18 protein-coding genes are annotated in these 25,020 nt (G+C 58.4%); 14 read left to right on the top strand and 4 right to left on the bottom strand.

Annotated elements, in window-relative coordinates; genetic code table 11:
- Positions 1-207 precede the first annotated feature (207 nt).
- From OLX77_RS05065 to OLX77_RS05050, 4 genes are read left to right on the top strand one after another with little or no spacing between them, the layout of a single operon-like run.
- The gene (locus tag OLX77_RS05065) at positions 208-1,191 is read left to right on the top strand and encodes a D-alanine--D-alanine ligase family protein (RefSeq protein WP_307632505.1); all 984 of its coding nucleotides are present in this window, start codon (positions 208-210) and stop codon (positions 1,189-1,191) included.
- The gene (locus OLX77_RS05060) at positions 1,188-2,189 is read left to right on the top strand and encodes a D-alanine--D-alanine ligase family protein (protein ID WP_307632504.1); all 1,002 of its coding nucleotides are present in this window, start codon (positions 1,188-1,190) and stop codon (positions 2,187-2,189) included. The genes OLX77_RS05065 and OLX77_RS05060 overlap by 4 nt, the downstream gene beginning before the upstream one ends.
- Positions 2,186-2,659 (top strand): GNAT family N-acetyltransferase, encoded by a 474-nt coding sequence (locus OLX77_RS05055; RefSeq protein ID WP_307632503.1) that lies wholly within the window; start codon positions 2,186-2,188, stop codon positions 2,657-2,659. Before OLX77_RS05060 ends, OLX77_RS05055 begins: the two co-directional genes overlap by 4 nt.
- 21 nt (positions 2,660-2,680) lie before the next feature.
- The gene (locus tag OLX77_RS05050) at positions 2,681-4,429 is read left to right on the top strand and encodes an acetylpolyamine amidohydrolase (RefSeq protein ID WP_307632502.1); all 1,749 of its coding nucleotides are present in this window, start codon (positions 2,681-2,683) and stop codon (positions 4,427-4,429) included.
- Positions 4,430-4,593: 164 nt separating this feature from the next.
- Here the strand turns inward: OLX77_RS05050 and OLX77_RS05045 are convergent, their stop codons facing one another.
- Positions 4,594-5,205 carry a peroxiredoxin gene (locus OLX77_RS05045; protein WP_307632501.1) on the bottom strand — a complete coding sequence of 204 codons (612 nt, stop codon included), beginning with the start codon at positions 5,203-5,205 and terminating at the stop codon, positions 4,594-4,596.
- A 284-nt stretch (positions 5,206-5,489) separates the two neighbouring features.
- Here OLX77_RS05045 and OLX77_RS05040 point away from each other — a divergent pair, with 284 nt between their 5' ends.
- From OLX77_RS05040 to OLX77_RS05010, 7 genes are all read left to right on the top strand, one after another.
- Entirely contained in the window at positions 5,490-6,074 is a 585-nt protein-coding gene (locus tag OLX77_RS05040) for a shikimate kinase (RefSeq protein ID WP_307632500.1), read from the top strand.
- An 11-nt stretch (positions 6,075-6,085) separates the two neighbouring features.
- A complete protein-coding gene (gene aroC, locus OLX77_RS05035) occupies positions 6,086-7,141 on the top strand; it encodes a chorismate synthase (protein ID WP_307632499.1) in 1,056 nt (351 codons plus the stop codon).
- Positions 7,142-7,251: 110 nt separating this feature from the next.
- Positions 7,252-8,865 carry a glycogen synthase gene (locus tag OLX77_RS05030; RefSeq protein WP_307632498.1) on the top strand — a complete coding sequence of 538 codons (1,614 nt, stop codon included), beginning with the start codon at positions 7,252-7,254 and terminating at the stop codon, positions 8,863-8,865.
- 204 nt (positions 8,866-9,069) lie between these two features.
- Positions 9,070-10,074, top strand: a complete 1,005-nt coding sequence (gene gap, locus OLX77_RS05025; protein ID WP_307632497.1) for a type I glyceraldehyde-3-phosphate dehydrogenase — start codon at positions 9,070-9,072, stop codon at positions 10,072-10,074.
- Between the two features lie 74 nt (positions 10,075-10,148).
- Positions 10,149-10,655, top strand: a complete 507-nt coding sequence (locus OLX77_RS05020) for a zinc ribbon-containing protein (RefSeq protein ID WP_307632496.1) — start codon at positions 10,149-10,151, stop codon at positions 10,653-10,655.
- A 91-nt stretch (positions 10,656-10,746) separates the two neighbouring features.
- Complete coding sequence (locus tag OLX77_RS05015) at positions 10,747-11,586, top strand: PAS domain-containing protein (RefSeq protein WP_307632495.1); 840 nt, start codon at positions 10,747-10,749, stop codon at positions 11,584-11,586.
- 148 nt (positions 11,587-11,734) lie between these two features.
- Complete coding sequence (locus OLX77_RS05010) at positions 11,735-16,003, top strand: PEP/pyruvate-binding domain-containing protein (RefSeq protein ID WP_307632494.1); 4,269 nt, start codon at positions 11,735-11,737, stop codon at positions 16,001-16,003.
- Here the strand turns inward: OLX77_RS05010 and OLX77_RS05005 are convergent.
- Entirely contained in the window at positions 16,000-16,401 is a 402-nt protein-coding gene (locus OLX77_RS05005; RefSeq protein ID WP_307632493.1) for a response regulator, read from the bottom strand. The two genes, OLX77_RS05010 and OLX77_RS05005, sit on opposite strands and share 4 nt — an antisense overlap.
- 175 nt (positions 16,402-16,576) lie before the next feature.
- A complete protein-coding gene (locus OLX77_RS05000; RefSeq protein WP_307632492.1) occupies positions 16,577-17,431 on the bottom strand; it encodes an MBL fold metallo-hydrolase in 855 nt (284 codons plus the stop codon).
- 146 nt (positions 17,432-17,577) lie between these two features.
- Here OLX77_RS05000 and OLX77_RS04995 point away from each other — a divergent pair, with 146 nt between their 5' ends.
- The 3 genes from OLX77_RS04995 (at position 17,578) to OLX77_RS04985 (ending at position 22,437) form a co-directional block, all read left to right on the top strand.
- Positions 17,578-18,099 carry a 2-thiouracil desulfurase family protein gene (locus OLX77_RS04995; protein WP_307632491.1) on the top strand — a complete coding sequence of 174 codons (522 nt, stop codon included), beginning with the start codon at positions 17,578-17,580 and terminating at the stop codon, positions 18,097-18,099.
- Positions 18,096-19,211 (top strand): alanine dehydrogenase, encoded by a 1,116-nt coding sequence (gene ald, locus OLX77_RS04990; RefSeq protein WP_307632490.1) that lies wholly within the window; start codon positions 18,096-18,098, stop codon positions 19,209-19,211. Before OLX77_RS04995 ends, ald begins: the two co-directional genes overlap by 4 nt.
- Positions 19,212-19,392: 181 nt before the next feature.
- Positions 19,393-22,437 (top strand): ATP-binding protein, encoded by a 3,045-nt coding sequence (locus OLX77_RS04985; RefSeq protein ID WP_307632489.1) that lies wholly within the window; start codon positions 19,393-19,395, stop codon positions 22,435-22,437.
- 57 nt (positions 22,438-22,494) lie between these two features.
- Here OLX77_RS04985 and OLX77_RS04980 read toward each other — a convergent pair whose 3' ends face one another.
- Complete coding sequence (locus OLX77_RS04980; protein WP_307632488.1) at positions 22,495-24,999, bottom strand: PAS domain S-box protein; 2,505 nt, start codon at positions 24,997-24,999, stop codon at positions 22,495-22,497.
- Positions 25,000-25,020: the final 21 nt, after the last annotated feature.

The raw sequence follows: 25,020 nt of genomic DNA, 5'->3' as shown, positions 1-25,020 counted from the left end.
AAACGGTTACCATGTTTCGCCTAGCCCTGAGCCACTTGCAAAATTCTGCCAAATTGAATCCCCCCTCCCTTGACGGGAGGGGCCAGGGGGCGGGTGAAGCTGCAACCCAGCGGTCCAGCTATTTCCCCCTCTCCCTAACCCTCCCCCCTCGGGGGGAGGGAACTTGTTAGCCATTTGCTAATCGCCCTGAAAACAAGGAACTCTCTCATGCTGATTGGAATGACCTACGACCTGCGGAGCGACTATCTCGCCGCTGGCTACGGGGAAGAAGAAACCGCCGAGTTCGACCGGGAATCAACCATCGCGGCCATTGACCAGGCCCTGCGGGATATGGGCCACGAAACCGTGCCCATCGGCAATTTCATGAGCCTCATGCCCCGGCTGCTCGGGGGGGAACGCTGGGATCTGGTTTTTAATATCTGCGAAGGGCTGTACGGCTTCGGCCGGGAAGCTCTGGTGCCCGCCCTGTTGGAGGCGCACCGGATTCCCTACGTCTTTTCCGACCCTCTGGTCCTGGGGTTGACCCTGCACAAGGGAATGAGCAAACACGTGGTCCGGGATCTCGGCATCCCCACCCCCGCCTTCAGTGTGGTGAAAAGCAGCGAAGACGTGGCTGGGGTGACGCTGCCCTATCCGGTCTTTGCCAAGCCGGTGGCCGAGGGCACCGGCAAGGGCGTGACCCCTGCCTCCAAGATCAGCACCGGCGAAGAGCTGCACGTGGTCTGTGCCGAGCTCTTGCAAACCTTCCACCAGCCGGTACTGGTGGAGGCCTATCTGCCGGGGAGGGAGTTCACCGTAGGCATCGTGGGCAACGGCGCGAAAGCCCGCTCCATCGGGGTCATGGAGGTGGTGCTGCTGCCCGACTCCGAGCCGGAGGTCTATTCGTATCACAACAAGGAGTTCTGCGAAGAGCTGGTGGAATACCGCAAGGTGGACGATGCGGAAGCGCACCAGGCGGAAGCAACCGCCCTGGCCGCTTGGCAGGCTCTGGATTGCCGGGACGGGGGGAGGGTGGACCTGCGCTCCGACGCCAACGGCATCCCCAATTTCATCGAGGTCAACCCCCTGGCCGGGCTGCATCCCGAGCATTCCGACCTCTGCATCATCGCCGCCAAATACGGCATCACCTACCAGGAGCTGCTCAGCGAGATCGTCGAAGCCGCCATTGCCCGGCTCGGGCTGGCCCCATGAAACACCTCAAAGTCGGGATCATCCATAACCAGCCCATCCCCAAGGGTGAGCCGAACTGGGAATCCTCCGTCGATGTCCTGGCCCAGGTGGAGGCCATCGAGACCGCGCTCACCGAACTGGGCCAGCCCCGGGTGCGCATCCCCTTCAGCCGCGATCTGGCCGCTTTTGTCGCCACCGTAAAAGAAGAAGGGATAGACCTTGCCTTCAACCTCTGCGAGTCGGTGGACGAAGATCCGCTCCTCATCGGCCACCCGGCCGCAGTCCTCGAACTGCTGGGGATTCCCTTCACCGGCTCCTCGGCCATGGCATTGCTGCTCTCCACGGACAAACTCACCCTCAAACGACTCCTCGGTGCCTCGGGGCTGCACACCCCCGCCTTTTTCCTCTACGAGGGCGGTGAGGTACTGCGGCCCGCAGGCCTTCATTTCCCGGTGATCCTCAAGCCCCGCTTCCAGGATGCCTCCATCGGCATCGAGCAGGAATCGGTGGTTGCGGAAATCGCCGACCTGCTTCCCCGACTGGAAGCACTCTATGGACAGTACGGCGCCATCCTGGTGGAAGAGTATATCGCCGGAAGAGAGTTCAATATCTCGCTTTTCGGCTATCCCCAGCCCCGGGTCATGCCCCTGGCGGAGATCGATTTTTCCGAATTTCCCGCCGATCTGCACCGCATTGTCAGCTACAAGGGTAAATGGGACGAGGAATCCTTTGAATACAACCATTCTCCCCGCTGCTTCCCCAACAACCTGCCCGCGCCCGTGCAACAGGCCATGCGGAGCATGTCCCAGGAGTGCTTTACTCTCTTCGGTCTGCGCGATTACGCCCGGGTTGATCTGCGCCTCGACGACCAGGGGGGTCTGTACATCCTTGAGATCAATGCCAACCCCTGCCTCAGTCCGGATGGAGGTTTTGCCGCAGCCGTGGCCGAAAACAAGATGAACTATACGGAGATGGTCGGCGAATTCATCCGGCTGGTCGCCCTGCGAGTACCCCTATGATCACCATCCAGCCCATTGCAGCCAAAGACCGCAGCCAATTGCTCGCACTGGTCCGCAAGCAAAAAAATTTCAATGCCCAGGAGGTGGAGGTGGCCATCGAGGTCATCGACGACACCTTGAATCCGGAAAAGAATGACTATCAAATCCTGATTGCCAAGACCGGCGAAGATAAGGTGGTCGGCTTTATCTGTTACGGGGAGATCCCCATGACCGACCGCCGCTTTGACCTCTATTGGGTCGCCGTGGACCCACACCTTGGCAGACAGGGGATCGGGCTGCTGCTGCTCACGCAGATGGAGACCGAGCTTACCGGCCAAGGATCGGCCAAGGTTTACGTGGACACCTCATCCACCCCGGGCTATGATTCGGCCCGTGGATTTTATGAAAAAAACGGCTATCGGGTGGCCTGCGTTTTCCCTGATTTTTACCGGGACGGTGATGACAAGGTCGTCTACCTAAAAGAACTCTGACCATTTTTTAACAGGGGTATCATGTTTCGCATCCGCAGAATCTATGACAATACCCTGGCCATCGACCGCGAGGCCATCGAGCAGGTGCAGCAGATCCTGCGCAGCCAGTTTTCAGCCATCTCGGAAAGCGAGATCACCAGCCTTGCCCAGAAGCTTTCCAACCCCTTAAAATACCGCTTCCGCACCATTCTCTTCATTGCCGACGACATGAAGCTCCGGGTCAAGGGGTTTGCCCTGCTCAACCATGCTCCGGATCTTGGTTTCTGCTTTCTCGACTTCATCTCGGTGGACCCGAAAGCCGCAGCCAGCGGGGTCGGCGGCGCCCTCTACGAGCGGGTTCGCGATGAGGCCCGCACCCTCGGGGACAACGGGATCTTCATGGAATGTTTGCCCGATGACCCGAAGATCTGCCAAGAAGAGGCCACGGTGAAACAAAGCCGGGCGCGGCTGAGATTTTACGAACGCTACGGCGCCCTGCCCATCATCCATACCGCCTACGAAACCCCGCTCAAGCCGGAGTACGATTGCCCGCCCTATCTGGTTTTCGACGATCTGGGCAGCGGCCAACCCCTGGCCCGGGCCACGGCCCGCGAGGTGGTGCGCGCCATCCTGATCCGCAAGTACGGCAAGGCTTGCCCCGCCGGCTACATCGAGATGGTGGTGGCATCGTTTGCCGACGACCCGGTACAGCGCCGTGGACCCCGCTATATCAAGAAAGAGCCGATCAAGGTCCATCCCGTCAAGTCCCTGGAAAAATTGATCGGGCTCATCGTCAACGAAAAGCACGATATCCACCATATCCGCGAGCGGGGCTACGTGGAGGCGCCGGTGCGCATTGCCTCCATCCTCAAGGGCATTGAGCCCACCGGCTTATTCGAGCGGCTGCCGGCCCGTCATTTTTCCGAGCGGCACATCAAAAAGGTCCATGACCCGAAATTTGTCGATTACCTCAATCAGGTCTGCACCAGCCTTGAGCCCGGGAAATCGGTCTACCCCTATGTCTTCCCCATCCGCAACGCGGCCAGACCGCCCAAGGATCTGCCGGTGCGGGCAGGGTATTACTGCATCGATACCTTTACCCCCCTGAACCGCAACGCCTACCGGGCAGCCAAGGGCGCGGTGGACTGCGCCTTGACTGCGGCCCAGCTCCTGGAAAAGGGCTACCGCTTGAGCTACGCCCTGGTCCGACCGCCGGGGCATCATGCCGAAAGCAGGGTATTCGGCGGTTTCTGCTATTTCAACTCGGCCGGGATCGCCGCCAATTATCTCAGCCGCGAAGGCAGGGTGGCGGTGCTCGATATCGATTACCACCACGGCAACGGCACCCAGGATATCTTTTATCAGCGCAACGATGTCCTGACCCTTTCGATCCACGGACACCCCAGCTTTGCCTATCCCTATTTTTCCGGTTTCAGTGAAGAGGTGGGGGAGGGGGCAGGCAGGGGATTTAATCGCAACTATCCTCTGCCGGAAGCGCTGGACGGCATCGGCTACCGGCCGGTGCTGGCGCGGGCTCTCAAGCGGATCCGCGCCTTTAAGCCGCATTTTCTCGTGGTGGCTCTGGGACTTGATCCGGCGAAAAATGACCCCACCGGCACCTGGTCGCTCTCTGGCGCGGATTTTGAGGAAAACGGCCGGATGCTCGGCAACCTGCGGTTACCCACCCTGGTCGTGCAGGAAGGCGGCTACCGGACCCGCTCCCTGGGGACCAATGCCCGCCATTTTTTTCTCGGCCTCTGGACGGGCATGCACGGAAACAATCGCCGCTGAGAAGGGAAAAAAGAAGCCCCCCATTCCAAGGGAGGGAGGAATGGGGGGCTTCAAGGGGAGGAGGAAGAAAAGCAACTCTCCCCCTCTGCTGGAGTTGCAGCGGAGGAGAGGGTGTTCCGTGTTTTGGCAATCAATCAACCCGCGATTGCAACGGGCTTACTGCATTACTTCAGGGCGTCGTACACCTTGCCCACCAGTTTGGCCCCAGGAGTCAGGGTCTTGTCGCCTGCTTCCCAGCGGGCCGGACAGGCCTCGGCAGGATGGGCGGCCACATAAACGCTGGCTTTGAGTTTTCGCAAAAGCTCCTTGGCACTGCGGCCGACGTTGTAAAAATTCACCTCGGAGGCGACCAGTTTGCCCTCGGGGCTGATGATAAAGGTGCCGCGCAACGCCAGACCTGTTCCGTAATCGTAGACCCCGAACAGCTTGGACACCGCGCCGGTTGGGTCGGCCGCCATGGGGTATTTGGCGTTTTCGAGAAATTTCTCTTCCCGCTTCCAGGCGAGATGGGTGTAAACGGTATCGGTGCTCACCGTGACCACCTCAGCGCCGGCTGCCTTGATATTGTCATATTCATCAGCCAGGTCGCCCAATTCGGTGGAGCAGACAAAGGTAAAGTCCGCCGGATAAAAAACCAGCACAGTCCACTTGCCTGCTTTTTTCAGCTGCTCCAAGGACGTGGTCGCGAAGCCGTAATCGGTCGGCTCATAGGTATCCATAGTAAAATCGGGAACATTCTGCCCAACCTGCAAACAACCGCAACAATTCTCACCCATGACATATCTCCATTCTCAAAAGGAATTAGCAAAGAAAGCACCTCGTATTTGATAAAAATTATCATTTTAAAAAAGCAAAGTCAAACCTTTTTTGTCCTATTTGACAAGAAAGTAAATTATGTTTGTATTTCAACAGGTTACGAGATAACTCTATTGACTGAAATGCAAAACCTGCTCTCCAGCCGGATAAAACGCTTGTGCTTTTTCCTGCTTCGCGGTCTATCACGGAAAAGAAACCGAGGCCGCCCTTGACACCCTCCCTCTCTTTCCCGTAAATTTACTATATGTTTATACCCAAAAGAAAAATTATCCTGACCGGCTACCGGGCCACCGGCAAAACCCTCGTCGGCTTGACCCTGGCCGAGCACCTGGGCTTGGAATTTATCGACATGGACGAGCTGCTCGTGGCCAGGGCAGGGAAGTCCATCCGTCAGATCGTCGCCCAACAGGGGTGGGGACAGTTCCGCCTCCTTGAACGCGACCTGCTGGCGGAAATGGTCTGCCGCAAGGACGTGGTCCTCTCCACCGGAGGCGGAGCGATCCTCCATCAGGATATCTGGAACCTCTTGCGACAGACCGGCCTTGTCGTCTGGCTCACGGCGGATATCGACACCATCTGCCGACGCCTCTCCGAAGACCCAAACAGCTCGGCCCAGCGGCCAACCCTCACCGATTCGGACATCTATGCCGAGGTGGCCCAGGTCCTGGCCGAACGGGACCCACTCTACGAAAAAGGATCGCACCTCGCCGTGGATACCAGCAACAAAAGCGCGGGCGAGATCGTGCATATTATTGAAACGGCCTTGGGAGACGATGCCTTTCTTCGCGCAGTCGAAGCCTCGCTTCCCAAAGACCCCATATACTGTTAGGGACGAATATCATGGCAGGAAATACCTTTGGCTCTGTTTTTCGCGTAACCACCTGGGGCGAATCCCACGGCACCGCAGTGGGCGCCACCATCGACGGCTGCCCTCCCGGACTCCCGCTCACCCCCCAGGATATCCAGGCGGAGCTCGACCGCAGACGGCCCGGCAAGGGGGGACCTGCCGCGAGCCCCAGAAAAGAGCCGGATGCGGTGGAGATCCTTTCCGGACTCTTTGAAGGGAAAACCACCGGCACCCCCATTGCCCTGGCGATCTTCAACAAGGATGCCCACAGCAAATCCTACGACAACCTCAAGGATATCTTCCGGCCGGGGCATGGCGACATCAGCTATCTCGCCAAATACGGCCTCCGCGACCACCGGGGCGGCGGCCGGGCCTCGGCTCGGGAAACCGCAGGCAGGGTGGCCGCCGGGGCGGTGGCCAAAAAGCTCCTCTCCCTGCACGGCATCACGGTCAGGGCCTACACCGTGGCCTTGGGCGAGATCAGCACCGGCAAACGGAATCTGGCTGAGATCAACGACAACCCGCTGTTCTGCCCGGACAACGAGGCGGCGGTCAAGATGATCACCCATATCGAGGCGGTTCGCAAAGAGGGCGACACCCTGGGCGGCATTGTCGAAATTCTCGCCACCGGCTGCCCGCCGGGCTTGGGCGAACCGGTGTTTGAAAAGCTCGATGCCGCCCTGGCCGGGGCGCTGATGTCCATCGGCGCGGTCAAGGGCGTGGAGATCGGCGCCGGCTTTAGTGCCGCCGAGATGCGGGGTTCGGAGAACAACGATGTCATCCTGCCCGAGGGTTTTGCCAGCAACAACAGCGGCGGCATCCTGGCCGGGATCTCCAACGGCGACGCCATCGTCGCCCGGGTCGCGGTCAAGCCCATCCCCTCCATCAGCCGGGAGCAGCAGACCATCAACCTGGCCCACGAGCCGGTCACGGTCAGCATCGGCGGCCGGCACGATATCTCCGCCATTCCCCGGATCATCCCGGTCTGTGAGGCCATGGTGGCTCTGACCCTGGCCGATCATCTCCTGCGCCAGAAAGCCATCGCCTAAGGAGAAAGGAATCTGCTCGCAAGCCGGAGCCGCCTCCGCCAATGGACTTCGCGCAATAATGCATTCTGCCTGTACAGAAACACACTTACCCACTTTTGGCCGGAGAAGACATGGCCCCTCAATCTCGCGCTGACAAAAAAATCAACAACGTCTGGATGCTGACCCGCGAATACGACGGCCTGGCCGGGGCCGGCGGCGTCAAGGATGTGGCCCGGCAGCTGGCCGAGGCCCTGGCGCGCTCCGGGTGCAAGGTCAGCGTGGTTCTGCCGCGCTACGGCTTCATGGACCCAACCCTGCTGGGCTTCAACCCCCTGGATCTCTCCTTTGACATCGATCTGGACTATACCGGGGAACCGCGCCGGGAATATGTGCGGATCTTTGCCAAAACGGAAAAACCGACCGCAAAAAAAGGGGCGCTCACCATCTACCTGATCGATGCGGCCCGCTATCTGGAAAAAAAGAGCGTTTACACCTATACCGCCGAGGACGAGGCGGCAAACCCTTTCCACCAGCAGGGCTCCGGTCATTTTGACTACTTCGCCATGAACGTCCTCCTGCAAAAGGCCGCCGCCGCCCTGATGATCCGGCTGGCCGAACACCCCGAGATCATCCACTGCCACGACGGCCACACCGCTATCCTGCCGGCCATCCTCCGCGAAAACGAAGGCTTCCGCCATTATTTTGCCAAAACCGGCTGCGTGGTCACCATCCACAACGCCGGCATCGGCTACCACCAAGAGGTGGGCGACCTGCCCTTTGCCGAGGCGATCACCGGCTTGCCCACCACGCTGATCACCAACAATCTGCTGGACGAGAAATTCGACCCCTTTCTTGCCGCTTCGCCCTATGCGGTCCTGAACACGGTGAGCGAAAACTACGCCCGGGAACTGCGGGAAACCGACGACGATGCGCTTACCGGCTTCCTCGGCCACCGGCTCCTGGCGCGGGGCGTGGTACTCAAGGGCGTGACCAACGGCATCAACCCGGCGGATTTTGACCCGCGCAAACCAAAGGAATTGGGCCTTGCCGCCGGATTTGACCCAGCAAGCGGCGATCTGGCCGGCAAGGCAAAATGCCGCCAGAGCCTGATCAAGGAACTGAACCGCCGCAGCCTGAAAACGGTGCGCCAGACCGGCACCCTGGACGACCGGCCCGACAACCCCCTCTTCACCTTTGTCGGCCGCTTCTCCTCCCAAAAGGGGGTGGACAAGCTCTTGGGGGCGCTGGAAACCCTGCTGCCCCTGGACCAGAACTTCCAGGTTCTGATCCAGGGCTCGGGCAGCAAGGAAATTGAGAAGGCCCTGGCCGGTTTGACCGCTTCTCCAAAAAACCAGGGACGCATCTGCCTGCTCCGGGGCTACGACCAGCAGCTTGCCAACCGCATTTACGCGGCCGGCGACTTCTTTCTCATCCCCTCCCGCTACGAGCCCTGCGGCCTTACCGACTATATCGCTCAACTCTTCGGCAACCTACCCATCGTCCATCACATCGGCGGGTTGGTCAAGGTGAAGGACGGAAAAACCGGCTTTTCCTATCCGGAACACAAGTCCGCTGCCCTAATGGGCGCCATGCAGACAGCCCTGCACACCTTCCGGACCAATCCCAAAAAAATCCAGGCCATGCAACAGGCCGCCGTTCGTACGATCCACGAGACTTACACCTGGGATAAAGTGCTGACCCATTATTTATCGCTTTATCGCGAGGCACTTTCCCAGGTACAATAATTTCGTGCCTTCGGGAAAAACGACAGGAAAAACCACGAACCGTAACTGTTCAGCAGCGCCGCTTTACTGCTGCCGCAGATGCGCGAAAGAGGACTGCGAAGTGTGCTATTGCACATGAGCAGGCCGATGACAGCTAAGCGAAGCACAGCGAGACTGCGAAGCAGGTGCGGTGCTGCTGAACAGTTACACAGAAAGGAGACCGGCATGGCGATACGGATAGGCATCAACGGTTTTGGCCGCATTGGCCGCAACATCTTTCGGGCCATTGACAAGGACCCCCTCTTTGCCGATATCGAGGTCATTGCCATCAATGACCTGACCAACAATGCCACCCTGGCCCATCTGCTCAAATACGACTCGATCATGGGCGTCTACGATAAAAGCGTGCTCGCCGCCGAGGATGGCATCGTGGTCAACGGCCGCTCGGTCAAGATCTTCAACCACCGCAACCCCGCCGATATTCCTTGGGGCGAGCTGGGAGTCGAGTATGTGGTCGAATCCACCGGCCTCTTCACCGACGGAGAAAAAGCCTCCCTGCACCTTGAGGCCGGCGCCAAAAAAGTAGTGATCTCGGCCCCGGCCAAGGGCAAGGTCAAGACCATCGTCATGGGAGTCAACGAAGACGAATACGACCCCACCGAAGACCACATTATCTCCAACGCCTCCTGCACCACCAACTGCCTGGCCCCCATGGCCAAGGTCATTCTCGACCGCTTCGGGATCAAAACCGGCTTGATGACCACGGTGCACGCCTACACCAACGACCAGTCCATTCTTGATTTCCCCCACGGCGACCTGCGCAGGGCCAGGGCGGCGGCGCTTTCCATGATCCCCACCAAAACCGGAGCCGCGGCGGCGGTCTCCCTGGTAATCCCCGAGCTCAAGGGCAAGTTCGACGGCTTGGCGGTACGGGTCCCCACCCCCAACGTCTCTCTGGTGGATGCGGTCATGGAGGTGGAACGGCCGACCACGGTGCCCGAGGTGAATCAGGCCCTCAAAGAGGCGGCCAACCGCTATCTCGGCTATTCCGAAGAACCCCTGGTCTCCATCGATTACCAGGGCAACCCGCATTCCTCGGTGGTTGATGCCCTCTCCACCAAGGTGATCGGCACCTCGGTCAAGGTCCTCTCCTGGTACGACAACGAATGGGGCTACTCCAACCGGGTCCTGGACCTGATCCTGATGATGGAGAGCCAAAAACCACTGTAAGCGATACTATCCGGAACGGCCGAATCATTGCATTGCGGCATGGACTTCCATGCCGCCTTTACAGGAGGGTTCCCATGGAAAACAACGATCAGGAAAAAGACAAACTGGCCCAGAAATACGATATGCTGGCCAGTAAATTCCATGAATTCTACCTGGCGGGAAAGCAACGGGGGCGCGAATCAATGTCCGCGGCGCTGGAAAAAGCCCAGGAGAAATTGACCAGCCTCGGGGAGTTCAGCGCCGAACAGGGGGAAGAATTGAAACAATTCCTGGCCCGCGACCTGGACCAGACCATAGCCGATGCCCAGAGGCTGGGGGAAGAAGCCAAAGAGCGGTTTCACCCCTCCCGCCTGGGCGCAGGCGCGCTTGCCTCCCTCGCCACCGTCCTGGAATTGACCGGCAATGCCCTGCATTCCCTGAGTGACAAAACAAAAGAAACGCTTACCTACAAGACCGGGGAGATGACCTCCGCCGGCACCTTGACCTGCCAGGCGTGCGGAGAGAAAATGCAGCTTAAAAAAACAGGCCACGTCCCGCCTTGCCCAAAATGCACAGGCACCCTGTTCAGCAAAGGCTATTGAAGCGGGCATCGCTTGTTGACAAAGCACGCGCCTTTCACGCATCCAGCCTCACCCTGTGGTCCATCGGGAGGTAACGAGAGACTTGGCATCCATGGCGATTTTACCAATATTTTCTTGCGACAAAAAAATTGCCCTGAAAATTTCACTCACCTATGCCGTGATTGCCCTATGCTGGATCTTTTTTTCGGACCAGCTTTTATTATTACTGGCACGTGACCCACAGGAATTAACCAAGCTCCAAAGTATTAAAGGTTGGTTTTTTGTTTTTTTCACCGCACTTCTTTTGTTTTTTCTTTTCCAAAAAGAGATCCGAAAACAGCTTGTGATAGAAATTTTATTAAGAAAAAATGAGGCACGACTCAACAAAACAGAACGGATTGCGGGTGTAGGAAGCTGGGAGCTGGATGTTGGCAAAAACAAGCTCTGGTGGTCGGATGAAACCTATCGGCTGTTTGGCTTCACAAAAGGGGATGTCTCCAAATTATTTGAAAAATTTAAACAGTCAATCCACCCGGAAGATAAACACATTTTTGCGGAGATGATCAATCGAGCGATTCAAGAAGGTGCCCCTTTAAAAATTGATTATAGAATTGTTTTGCCGAATGGTGATATCCGATATCTTCATGAAGAATCACAAGCTGTATATGACGAGGCACTTCGGCAAGTCACAAAAAGAACAGGCTCGGTGCAAGACATCACCCAACAAAAGAAATTGGAAGAATCCCGAGAGGCTCTTATCACGGAACTACAAAAATCCCTCGCTGAAATAAAGGCTCTCAAGGGCATCCTGCCTCTCTGTTCCCATTGCAAGAAAATCCGTGATGCCAAGGGGAACTGGGAAGACGTTGATGTGTACATCTATAAACATTCAGAGGCCGATATAAGCCATAGCATTTGCCCGGATTGCCTGAAAACGCACTACCCTGAATAGGAACAACTCTGCCACCAAAGCACTTCGACCGTGGGCATCTCATGCAACCAGTAGCAAGAAAAGCCAAGATACTTATCCCCCAAGGCAGGAACCCGTACCGCAGCAGAGCGCGCTCTGCCTTCCCTGTCTCCTCTCCCCAAGGATTTTCATGACCACTGACCACACCCCGCCGGAACTGGAATCGGACGCGCTCAAGGCCAATCTCCTTGAAACCGCGGTGGATTCGGTGACCATCGATGATTCCTTGCTGCCGCTCCTTGATATCGTCAACAATTACAGGGGGATAAGCAAAAACATCGAGACCCTGCTTTACGAGATCAGCCATCCCTTCCGCAACTGGAAGATGATCCTGCCCAGGCTCCGCTCCTTTGTCCTCAAGAATATCGACCATTATTTCCGGCATGCGCAAGGACCGACGGCATTCAGCCTTTTTTCCGCCATCTTTCTCACGGCGGTGGAGGACTGTCGCAAGAACGAGGAGCTGATGGCCACAGCCATGGAAGGGTTGTTGGCCTACCTGGACAAAGAGACCTCCCTGCTCACCAGCGAGAGCCTGCCCCGTTATGAGGACGCCCTGGGAGAGTGTTTCGCCCGGCTCCATGCGCTCGATGACGAGACCCTGCTTTTTCTGGTGCAGGGCCACCATCCCCTGGGCAAGATCCTGACCCGGCTGCATGAGCTCTCTCTTGCCCTGCCGGGTTGTACCGTTGAAGCCAGCGCCGCCCGCCTTCTGCAGCGGGTGCTCACCCTCAATTACCGGTACTGGCTGGGCGAGGAAGATCCGCTCACCTGGTTTACCGAACAATGCGGCGATCTCTGTACCGGCTGGCGCGCCGGTTCCCTGTTCAACGCCATTTCCCACCAGAGGCTGGACGAGCATCTGCAGGCGGCCACCCGGATTGATCCGGCCGCTCCGGGAGCTTTGTCTGCGCTGCTTGCCCTGCCCAACCACATGGATATCGTCCGCCTCTACAAACAGGCGCCGGATCACCTCGGGGAAGAGATCGCCAGCGACGCCCTGGCCGTGGACCGCTTTGCCGAAAACCGCAAGCTGCTCTTTCTTTTCCGGATCATGGATACGGCGGGACTGGGACTGATCCACGAGGAAACCCTGCGCGAGATCAACCGGGGGCTGGTCCAGCTCATCCGCCAGCAGACCTTTGAGGAGATCGAGCGCTTCCTGCTCACCACCCTCCAGCTCCTCAAGAGCAATGTTAAAAAATACCCGCACACCTCACTGCAATGCATCCAGGTTCTGGGCAGCGAGGTCTTCCAGCGCGGCAACAGCCGGCTGGTGGAAACCTTCCTCTTTGAAACGGTGCGCTTCGGCTTTCAGTACGCCAATTTTCAGGGGCTCAACGATGACTGGCAGCCCATTACCAATCCAGCCCATCTGGACAACATCCGGGTCTGGCTCAGCCTGATCATGCAGGAGCCCAAGTGGTGCTCCACCCTGTTTTCCGCCCTGATCATCAATCTCAAGCTCTCGGGGACCTGCGTCAAGGATACCGATCTCTTTCAGCGCGACATCACCCAACTCTTGAACCACCCCATCGAACCCATCTACAACCTGGCCAAACAGTTTGCCAAGCTGATGCCGGTTTTCTTTAATGAAATCGGGGCGGAAGGACAGCTCCGCGATGTCTCCACCGAACTCGACGAGATGCACAAACGCCATGATCGGCTCATCCATTTCCTGCGCAAACAGAGCCATGTGGAGTCGAGCAACCTGATCGTCGATTTCATCGAGGCGATCTTCCGCTTCTGGCAGACCCTGGACAAATCCATTTTGGAAGGGTATCTGCCCGAGGAGGTGCTCCGGGAGGTGACGACCACGGGACTGTTTGTCGACGATCTCCATACCCTGATGGAGCGACTGTTGCGCGATGGTCCCATCCGAACGATCGAAGAGCTGCTGACCTGGGACGACCGCCGCCGGGAGGCCTGGCTGGCAGCCCAGCAGGATCTCCGGCCTCAGGAGGTCCGGCGCTTCACCCTGCTCATCGAGATGTACCGGCTCTGCCATCAGAAATACAATCTGGGGGTGGAGGAGATCCGCCATCAGCTCCATCTGGCGGCCAACTCCGGCTTTCCGGAAATGGAGCAGCTCTTGGGGGATCTGGAGATCTGCGACACCTTCCAGTGCCTGGAGGCCCTGCTCGATACCCTGGAGAACCTGAAGGAAACCATCCAGAGCCCGGAATCCTTCGAGGCCAAGGAGGATATCTACTACAAACGGCACATCGCCGTGGACATCCCCTCGGTCTACGGCCGTTACCGGGAGAAAAAATTCGACGCCCTGGGCCTCACCTTCCGCTTGGAAAACCTGGCCAACGTCTATCTGGAAAAACTGCCCGAGACCGTCAACCTCTCCTTCATCACCAAGGCCACCTTCATCCGGATCATCAAATGTTTGCGCCTCTATCTCCGGGCCCTGAAAATCGACGGCATCACCAGTCGGCGGCTGGAAACCTACATGTCGCTCCTGACCAGCTCTTTTAATATCAAACGGTTCTCCTACACCCAGTACCTCGACATCTTCCGGGGCTTCACCGAGGGGGTGAAGGACATCATCTACACCTATTACACCAACATCCACGAAAACAACCTCTCCATCATCATCCCCAAGATCGGCGAGGCCAATCTGCTCCCCAAACACCGCTCTCTCTGGGAAAAGAAGGATCTCTCCGGCAATATCATGCGCCTTTCCGAGTCTTTCATGCGGGATCTCATCGCCACCACCTTCGGCCTCCAGCATCTGGACAACTTCATCACCCGCATCTACCAGACCCTGGAGCACCAGAAGGAGATCCTGAGCGAAGAGGATCTCGACCTTTTGATGACCTATAACCCGGACCGGGCGGTGAGCAGTCTGCATATCAAGAACCACCACACCAACAACCTGATCCTCCTCGGCAACAAGGGGTTCAACCTGACCGTCCTGGCCACGGACAACAACCCGGTACCGCCGGGCTTCATCATCACCACCGAGATCTTCCGCTGCTGGCCGGTGATCAAGGATTTTTACAAGGCCCGCGACGAGTTCATGGCCCGGATCAGAGATTCCCTGTCCGAGTTGGAAAAAAAGACCGGCCGGCGCTTCGGCGACCCGAACAACCCGCTGCTTCTTTCCGTGCGCAGCGGCGCAGCCATCTCCATGCCGGGGATGATGGCCACCATCCACAACGTGGGGCTCAATACCGAGATCAGCCGGGGCTTTGCCGGCTCTTCGGGCGAGGGCTATCCCGCCTCCTGCCAGATCGATTACCTGGCCTGGGACAACTACCGCCGCTTTCTCCAGTCCTGGGCCATGGCCGAGGGCATGGCCCGCGAGATCTTCCAGACCCTGATGGACGAGACCAAGACCCGGTATGGAGTTTTGGTGAAAAAGGATTTTTCCGCCGCCCAGATGCAGGAACTGGCCCTTGATTATGAGAAAAAGATCCGGGAGGAGGGCATCGCAATTCCCGCCGATCCTTGGCAGCAGCTGACCGGCGCCGTGGAGCTGGTGCTCAACTCCTGGTATACTGAAAAGACCCAGGAATACCGGAGCCTGATGAATGTCTCCGAGGCTTGGGGCACGGCGGTCATCGTCCAGGCCATGGTTTACGGCAATCTGGGGCCGGAATCGGGCAGCGGCGTGCTCTTCACCGCCCATCCCTACCGCAAGGTGAGCCGGGTGGCCCTGTGGGGCGATTATGCCCCGGGCGATCAAGGCGAGGATATCGTCAGCGGCCTGGTCGCCACCCAGCCCATCTCGGTGGAACAGGCGGAACTGGACGGCCGCTCCGAAGAAAACAGCCTGGAACGAAGGTTTCCCAAGGTCTATGAGCGGCTGCTCGCCATTTCCCGGGAGCTGGTCTATGAAAAACGCTGGAACCCCCAGGAGATCGAGTTCACCTTCGAAGGCCCGGCGGAAGAGGATCTCTTTCTCCTCCAGACCCGGGATATGATCACCATCAAGAAGCGGGAAAAATTTGCGGTCTTCAAGGAAGGCAAGGGGTTCAAGAAAGCCTTGCTCGGCTACGGAATCGGCGTTTCCGGCAGCGCCCTCTCGGGACGTGCCGTATTCACCGCGGCCAATATCCTCCGGCTCAAGGAAGAAGACCCCGAAACCCCGCTCATCCTGATCCGCCAGGACACCGTGCCCGAGGATATCAAGGAGATCGCCATGGCCGAAGGGCTGCTCACCGCGCGCGGCGGTCAGACCTCCCATGCGGCGGTGGTCACCATCCGTCTGGAAAAAACGTGTGTGGTGGGCTGTAACGCCCTGAAGGTATACGAGGCGGAGGAGCGGTGCGAGATCAATGGCCGCGAGATCCGTTTCGGGGATCCCATCAGCATTGACGGCCGCAAGGGGATGTTTTTAGAGGGCGGCCACCCCATCAGGGAGGAGGTGCAGATCCTGCCGCTCTAGGAGAGTTTTTTGACTTTTTTGTGCTGGCGGTGATACCCGACCACGGTCTCGGCCAGGGTTTTTACCTGAAAGGGCTTGAGCACATAGCCCTGGATGCCGAGCTTGAGACAGGCCATGATATCCTGCTTGTCGGCAACGGAGCTGACCATGATCACGGTGGTCGCGGTGTCTTTCAGGGTCTGGCGGATGGTCTTGAGGGCGGTGAAACCATTCATGTGCGGCATCATGATATCCATTAAGAGGATATCGGGCTGCCACGCCTTGAAGGCGGCCAAGGCATCCTCGCCGTCGGTGGCCAGCCGGGTTTCAAACAGCTCCCCGTCGCGGAAGGCGATCTGGAAAAGCTGCCGGGTTACTTCTTCGTCTTCGGCGATCAGAATTTTCAATTTTTCAGGCATCTTCCTGCAACTCCGGCAGCCAAAACAGCGTTATAAAAAAGGTGGGGCGGCCGCCTCTTTTTTTTTGGGAAAACCATCGGGCGATTATGCCTCTTTTTTTCGCAAAGGCAAGCCGTATTTATCAACGCCAGCCACATGCGAGTCGGAACCGAGCCACGGTCTCGCGCCTCTGGCCCTAATCGTCATCGGCACACAAGGTTTCCCGCACCGCTCCGTCCCCGTCAAGCTTGCAGGCCAGGATTTCCGGATCATGATAGAAAAGAAACCAGGCATCCTTGCCAAGCGCCTCCTCCAAAAACTGCTCCTTGGCCACAACGGAATCCAGGGGAAAATTATCGTAGGCCGTAATCCAGAGCGGATTGCCGTAGGCTGGCATGGGCAGGAGATCGCCCAGATGCAGGGCCGACTCTCCCCCCGACTCAAGCCACACGGCCTGGTGGCCCCTGGTGTGGCCACCGGTGCGCACCAAGCGGACGCCCGGAAGAATTTCCTCCTCCCCATCGATCAAGCGCAGGTTCTTCCCCTCGACCAACCCCGAGAAATTCTCCGGCCAATAGGCACTGGCCGACCGTTTATTGGGGGCCAGCACATCCTCCCATTCCCGACGCTGAAGGTAGTGCATGGCCGCGGGAAAGGTGAGCTCCAACCCGCCTGAGCCGTTCAGCATGGTCACCCCTCCGGCATGGTCAAAATCGCCGTGGGTGAGGACGACATGCGTAATGGCCTCGCGGGACATTCCCAGCCGGGCCAAGCCGCCCAAAACATCCCATTCCCTGCGCAGTCGGAAGATCGCTTTCTGCTTTGGGGTCAGCTTATTGCCTAACCCCGTCTCAATAAGCACCATGCCGTGGGGAGTTTGCACCAGCATGGGCGAATCCGCCAGATGCACGTAATTATCCTCGGTGGAGGCGCATTTCTTCTCCCAGAGCAGCCGCGGCACCACGCCAAACATCGAGCCGCCGTCGATCTCGAACTCCCCGCCTTGCAACCAGTGGACTGTAAAGGCACCAAGACTGAATCCATGAGACATCTTTTGAAACCTCCTAATTTTTGCTGTCATCGAAAAGACACGATGCAACAGCTCCGACAACATGGCGTGTTGATTTTTTATCACACCCTTCCGGGTTTCAAGGCTTTCACAATACCGACTGATATTTTTTATGCTACAATACCTCCATGGACACCCCAACTACAATCGGAATCAGCGCCTGCCTGATTGGCCTCAAAACCCGCTACGATGGCGGCCATCGGCGTGAGCAGGGACTGATGGAGTTCTTGGCCGGAAAGGTGACACTGATACCGCTCTGCCCGGAGGCGGAGTGCGGCCTGGGCATCCCCCGCGAGCCCATGCAGCTTGAGGGAAAGCCGGAAAACCCGAGGCTGATCACCATCACCAGCCGATGCGACCGAAGCGAAGAGATGCTGGCTTGGACGACACGGAGGCTGGAGACCCTCGGCAAGGAGTCCATCGTGGGCTTGATCCTCAAGGCCCGCTCCCCTTCCTGCGGCAAACGAGTGCCGGTACACGGAGCAGGGAAAAATGGATACAGCCCAGGACTCTTTGCCCACGGGGTTATGGCGCGCTTTCCCGACCTGCCCATCGCCGATGAGGAAGAGCTGCGCGACCCAGCCCGGCTGGCGGATTTTCTCAAACACGTAACGGCAGAAAAAAAGAACACCCGGGAGAAACCGAGATGATCGTCGGTGTACCGAAGGAGATCAAGGAAAAGGAGTTCCGGGTGGGGATCGTGCCCTCCGGGGTCAAGGCGCTGGTCCTGGCAGGGCATACGGTGCTCATCGAGCAGGGCGCCGGCCTCGGCAGCGGCATTCCCGATAGGCAGTACCTCGAGGCCGGGGCAGGGGTGGCCTCTTCAGCCGCCGAGGTCTGGGCAAAAGCCGAGCTGCTCATGAAGGTCAAGGAACCGTTACCCCCGGAATATCCGCTGCTGCGCCCGGGGTTGATCCTTTACACCTATCTGCATCTGGCCCCGCTCCCGGAGCTGACCCAGGTGCTCCTCGACGCCCAGGTGACCGGAGTGGCCTACGAGACCGTGCAGCTTGAAAACGGCGCACTTCCGCTCCTCATTCCCATGAGCCAGGTGGCGGGGCGCATGGCCATTCAGGTGGGAGCCCATTTTCTCGAAAAAGAAGCAGGCGGGCGGGGGGTGCTGCTGGCCGGAGTGCCCGGCGTGGCGCCTGGGCATGTGACCATCCTGGGGAGCGGCACCGTGGCGACCAACGCGGCCCAGATGGCGGTGGGGCTGGGTGCGGAAGTGACCATGCTGGGCCGCAATCTGCGCCGTCTGGCTGAGCTGGACGACCTCTTCCGGGGCCGAATCACAACCCTGGCCTCCAGCCAGCACACCATCGAAGCAGAGCTGGGTCAAGCCGATCTGGTGGTCGGCGCGGTGCTCTCTCCCGGGGCCAGGGCTCCCAAGCTGATCCGCCGGGGGATGCTCGCCCTGATGCGGCCGGGCTCGGTCATCGTCGATGTGGCCATCGACCAGGGCGGCTGCGCGGAAACCTCCCGCCCCACCTATCATTCCGACCCGGTCTATACCGTGGACAACATCATCCATTACTGCGTGGCCAACATGCCCGGCGCGGTGCCGCGCACCTCCACCTTTGCCCTGACCAACGCCACCCTGCCTTACTGCCTGGCCATGGCCAACAAAGGGCTTACCAAGGCAGCAGCCGCAGACCCGGCCCTGGCGCGGGGCATCAATGTCTGGCAAGGGAAACTGGTCAACCGCGAGGTGGGCGAAGCGCAGCAGCTGAGCTGGGAACCCCTGGCGCTCTCGGGGGAATAGTCAGGGCCAACCGACGGGCCGGTGTATCAACGGGCAGCATTGCTTGGCGGGGGGGAACCGGTTATATTTTATTTCGCGGCTGTCCTGGATAATGAAAATTATTTAGGATGGCCGCCCCGCTTACAACAGCATGCCCGGCAGGCAGGGATGCTTCCTCCTCCAACCCGAATCGGGGTTCCGAATGAAATTTAAGACCCAGATAACCCTCCTTCTTTTCGGCACCGGGCTTTTTTCCATCGCCCTGCTCGTTGGGGTTTCCATCTTCTTCAATGCCCAACAAATCGAAGAGGATGCGCTGAAGCTGGGCAATGAGATGACCATCTCCTGCGCCAGGGAACTTTCCGGATACCTGCAGACCCGTAAGGCGGAAATCTCCACCTACGCCCATACCCCCATCGTCCGCTCCATGGACTGGCGGAGGATCGGACCATTTCTCAAACAGGAAGAGGAGCGGCACAAGGGGATCTACGAAAAGATGCTGCTGGGGCTGCCCGACTATCCTGGCAACTATTACATCACCACCGAGGGCAATCCCCATTTCGGCGGCTTGCTCTCCTTTGACAACCTCTCGCCCACCGCCAAGCTCAAATCCATTGCGAAGCGCGACTACTGGCTGTACACGGCCGGCAACAACCCGGCAGCCGAAGCGCGGGTCTATGTTTCAAACCCCATGGTCTCCTACTTTACCGGGGTGCGGCAAATCATGGTCTCGGGCTCCATCGAGTGGAGCGAGCTGGAACGGGTCATCAATGCAATCAAGGCCACGGTTCTCACCAACTTCGGCCAGGAGGCCAAGGTCTTCCTTGTTTCCCGGGACGGCACCTATGTCTATCACCATGACCCGAAAAAAGCGATCCACCTGCTCAGCGACGAAAACAACCGGCCAATCCTCAATAAAATCGGGGAAAAAACCACCGTAACCCATAGGATCAACGACGAAAAGTCTCCGGAACTGGTCATGGCCGGCGCAGAGATGCTGGCCGGCAGAAGCGGCCATATCCACCTCCGCAACGCGAAGGGCGCACCGGAGCATCATCTCTTCTATGCTCCGGTACCCGCGGCCAATTACGGACTTGGCGTCATCGTCCCCATGGAGGTGGTTCTGGCGCCACTCTACCATTTTTACACGATCCTGAGCGCCATTTCACTCCTGGCCCTTGGCCTGCTCGCCACCATCTCGGTACTCACCGCCCGCCGGGCGACCCACCCCCTGAAAATCATCAGCGACAAAGCCGAGCAGCTCTCCGCCGGGGACTGGAACACCCGGATGGAGTACCGGGAGGAGAATGAGCTGGGCATTGTCTCCCGCTCCTTCAACCACATGGTGGACCAACTCCATGACCGAAGCAAAGAGATCAGCGAGGCCCATGAGAGGCTGCTGACCATTCTCGACGGACTCGAGGCCATTGTCTATGTCGCTGACATGGAGACCTTCGAAGTGCTCTACACCAACCGGGAAACCCGGGAAAAACTGGGGGATATCATCGGCAAGACCTGCTGGCAGACCATCCAGAAGGGACAGAGCGGTCCCTGCCCCTTCTGCACCAACAACCGGCTGGTGAATGCCGCGGGGGAATTGCAGCCCCCATATGCCTGGGATCACTTCAACGAACAGCTTGATCGCTGGTTTCACTGCGTCGACCGGGCAATCACCTGGATGGACGGCCGCATCGTCCGCATGGAAATCGCCACGGATATCTCCGCCCGAAAACAGTCGGAAGAGCAAAGGACCAAGCTTGCCGCCATCATCGAGCACAGCACCTCCTTGATCGCCATCTGCTCGCTAACGGGAGAAATCCAGTACCTCAACCGGGCCGGCCGCGACCTGATAGGTCTGGCGGATTCAGAAAAACCGGAGATAACCCTTGGCCAACTGCTCCCCGACAATGGCGAAATTCTCTTCAGCCAAACGATCCTTCCGACAAGCCTGAATAGCCCCGGCTGGCAGAAGGAAACGGAACTCGTCCACCGCCGGGACAACCGGATGATTCCGGTGACAATGAACGCCTTCACCCTCAAGCAGGGAGATGGACGCCCCGTTTCCCTGGCCATTATTGCCCAGGATATCAGCGAACGGAAACGCCATGAAGAGCAGCTGCGGCAGGCGCAAAAGATGGAGGCCATCGGCACCTTGGCCGGCGGCATTGCCCACGATTTCAACAACCTGCTCTGTGCCATCCAGGGGTACGGGGAGCTGTCGCTGGCCATGACCCCTCCCGACGGGGTCAACAGGAGCAACCTTCAGGAAATCATCACGGCATCCAGACGGGCAGCCGAACTGGTCAAACAAATCCTCACCTTCAGCCGACAAATGACTCCGGAAAAAAAACCCCTTTCCCTGCACTCTCTTGCCAAGGAATCCCTGAAGCTGCTCCGAGCCACGCTGCCATCCACCATTACCATACGCTCGAGCATCGACAACAGCTGCAGGCCCATTCTCGCCGACGCCACTCAGATCCATCAGGTCATCATGAATCTCTGCACCAATGCCTCCCATGCCATGCAGGAAAAAGGAGGCACCCTCGAGATGAGCCTTGGCGAGGTGCAACTCGATGCCGACCTTGCCGCCAGTGTCGAACTTGAGCCGGGACCTTATGCGAAACTCTCCGTAACCGATAGCGGTACCGGCATCTCCCCGGAAAACCTGAAACGAATCTTTGAACCCTACTTCACCACCAAGGAGCTGGGACGGGGCACCGGTCTGGGGTTGGCCACGGTTCAGGGCATCGTCAAAAGCCACCGCGGCTCCATCCGGGTGCAGAGCACCCTTGGCCAGGGCACCACCATGGAGATCTACCTGCCGATCACCATAGCGAGTGAACCCGAAGCGGAACCGCTTCCACAACTGCCATTACCGGAACAATCCGGGCACGCCATGGTGGTGGATGACGAGAACGCCCTGATGAATCTTGAGAAAAAAATCCTCGAAAACCTGGGCTGGCGGGTTTCCTCCTTTGCCAGCAGCACTGAGGCCCTGGCCGCCTTTGAAAAAAACCCCTCCCGCTTCGATCTCATCATGACCGATCAAACCATGCCGCAACTGACCGGCGCCGATCTGGCACGGAAAATCCTGGCCATCCGCCCGGAGATTCCCATCATTCTCACCACCGGATACAGTGAGAGCATTGACGAAAAGCAGGCCGCTGAACTGGGGATCAAGGCATTTCTCATGAAGCCGTTTTCCGGCAGCGAGCTGACCAAAATCCTGCAGAATCTGGAAGAGTAACGAGAAAGAAAGGGACCGCCTCAAGCACAAGAGAGCAGGATTGGGACCGCCGGGATTCTAAAGGGCTGCTGCATCCAAAATCCTGCGCGCTTGGCAGGCCAAGTCAACGCCGGTCAGGGGCTTCAGGACACTGGCGGAAATGCCCGCCTCCTGCAATACCGCATCCTCAACCTTCTGGTTGTTCCCGCTGCAGAGGATAATCGGCATCTGCGGACTGATGGCTCGCACCTCCCGGGCCAACTCCAGACCGGTGAGATCGGGCATGGTGAGATCGGTGATGAGCAGATCAAAATCGGCCGGGTTGCACCGGAATGCCTCATACGCTTCCAGACTGGAGTATTTTGCCGTCACCGCATAGCCGTATTTTTCCAGGAGACGCTTGCCCACGTCGGCAAGGGATGGCTCATCATCCACCAGCAAGATTCTTTCCGTGCCGGTGGGAATTTCTGCTGTAGAAACGCACTCCACCGTACTCGTCTTTTCCGCCCGGGGGAAAAAAACCTGAAAGGTGGTGCCCTGGCCGGGTACGCTCTCCATCTGGATCAGACCGTGATGGCTCTTGACAATGCCATGCACCACGGCCAGCCCCATGCCCGTGCCCCTACCCAAACCCTTGGTGGTAAAATAGGGATCAAAAATCCTTTTCTGCAGCTCCGGCTCGATGCCCATGCCGCTGTCGCTGACCGAGAGCTGCACATAACAGCCCGGACCAAGATCTCTTCTTCCTGTAGAGGTGTTGTCCACATTCTGCAGCCGGACAAAAAGAACGCCGCCGTCCGGCTCCATGGCCTGGACCGCATTGGTGCAGAGATTCATGATCACCTGATGGATCTGGGTTGGATCGGCAAGGATATCCCAGAGATCCTCGGAAATTTCCTGCTTCATCTCGATGGTGGTAGGAATCAAGGCGCGGAGCAGCTTCAAGGCCTCCTTGACCAAGGGGGCGATCTGCACGCCACCCATCTCCTGCTCGCTCTTGCGGCTGAAGGCAAGGATCTGCTGCACCAAATCCTTGGCCCGCAACCCGGCCTTGAGCACCTCCTGCAACGATTGCTGGGCCGGATGCTCCGCCTTGCCGATCTCCAGGCGGGCGAGCTCGGTGTAGCCCAATATGGCCGCGAGAATGTTATTGAAATCATGGGCGATGCCGCCGGCCAAGGTGCCGATGGCCTCCATCTTGTAGGCCTGACAGAGCTGCGCCTCCATGTTTTTCCGCTCGGAGATGTCCCGATCTATACCGCGATAGCCGCGGAAAGTACCCTCCCCGTCAAAAACCGGCACCCCACTGGACTCGATGCTGACCAGATGTCCATCCTTGTGCCGGTTGACGTTCAACAGGTTGCTGAAGGGAAGGCGCGCCTCCTTTGCCAGCAAAAAATCCCGGGCCACCGCTTCCCGCTCCCCCTCTGGAATAAAGAAAAAAGCGGATTTGCCGATGACCTCATCCGGTTCGTAGCCGAGCAGCTCCCGCACCCGGGGGCTGGAAAAGGTGAAGATCTCGTTTTCATCGAACTCCCAGATCCAATCGCTGGAGTTCTCCACCAGGGAACGAAACCGCTCCTCGCTTTGGAGCAGGGCCATTTCCACAGCCCGCCGCTGCTCCATGTCGGCGCTCATCCTGGCATTGGCCTCGCGCAGCTCCACGGTTTTCCGGTTGATCTGCCAACGGAGAAAAATGGCAAAAATCGCCAGCACCGTAATAACCCCGCAGAACCCGAAAAAAGCGACCTTGATCCACTCAGGCACCCGAACCGCGTGAGCATCTGCGCCAATCGCTTGGGCAACGGCCTTATGGTAGCTGGAATTGGGCGTCTCCTGCAGGGTTTTGAAATGACGGTCCAGGGCCCGGATCAGGGCGGGGGTGTCGGGGCTGTTTTTATTGAGGGCAAAACGGACATTCACCGGGGCAAAGACGATACCGGTCTGCACCAGCCCTTCCGCCGCCGCGGAGTTGAGACCAGTGAGGCGATTGACCACCGCCGCATCGGCCCGCCCTTGCCGCACCGCCTTCAAGGCCAGCCCATATTCCGCCAGAGGCAGCAGCTCTATCTTCAGCTGAAAGCGATCGCTCAGGCTCATGATGCTTTCGGGGCCGCTGGTGAAGATACCCCGGGCAAGGCCGGCAACCCGCTTTCCCTTGAGGTCGAGGAGGGAATGGATGTCCGCGCCATTTTTCGCGTAGACCACCGCCCAATTATTAAAGACATTGCTTTTGTTAAAGGCGTAGAACTGGGATCGTTCTTCTGATACCGCCATGGAAAGAAAGATATCGATTTCTCCCCGGGCAAGCCTGGTGAAAAGCTCAGGAAAGGTTCCCCGCACATATTCTACCCGCCACCCCTCCTGCTTGGCCGCATACTCCAGCACGGTAACGAAGATGCCTGCGGGTTTCCCGGCAGCATCGGTGTAGCACATCGGCTTGTTTTCAAAGAGACCGACCCGCACCGTGCCATCGGCAAGGCCTGCCTGGGATAGGGGAACAGAGGTGAAAAAAAGGAAGAGCAGGAGAAGGCATGAAAAAAGACTCCGCAACAATCTGTCGCGCCGGGGTATCGAAATCACCTCATGGACCTCCATTGACTT

Origin of the sequence: Thiovibrio frasassiensis, assembly GCF_029607905.1 — a bacterium.
Taxonomy (GTDB): Bacteria; Desulfobacterota; Desulfobulbia; order Desulfobulbales; family Desulfurivibrionaceae; genus Thiovibrio; species Thiovibrio frasassiensis.
The sequence above is the reverse complement of the archived record's forward strand: the minus strand, read 5'-3'. Positions and strand labels throughout refer to the sequence as shown.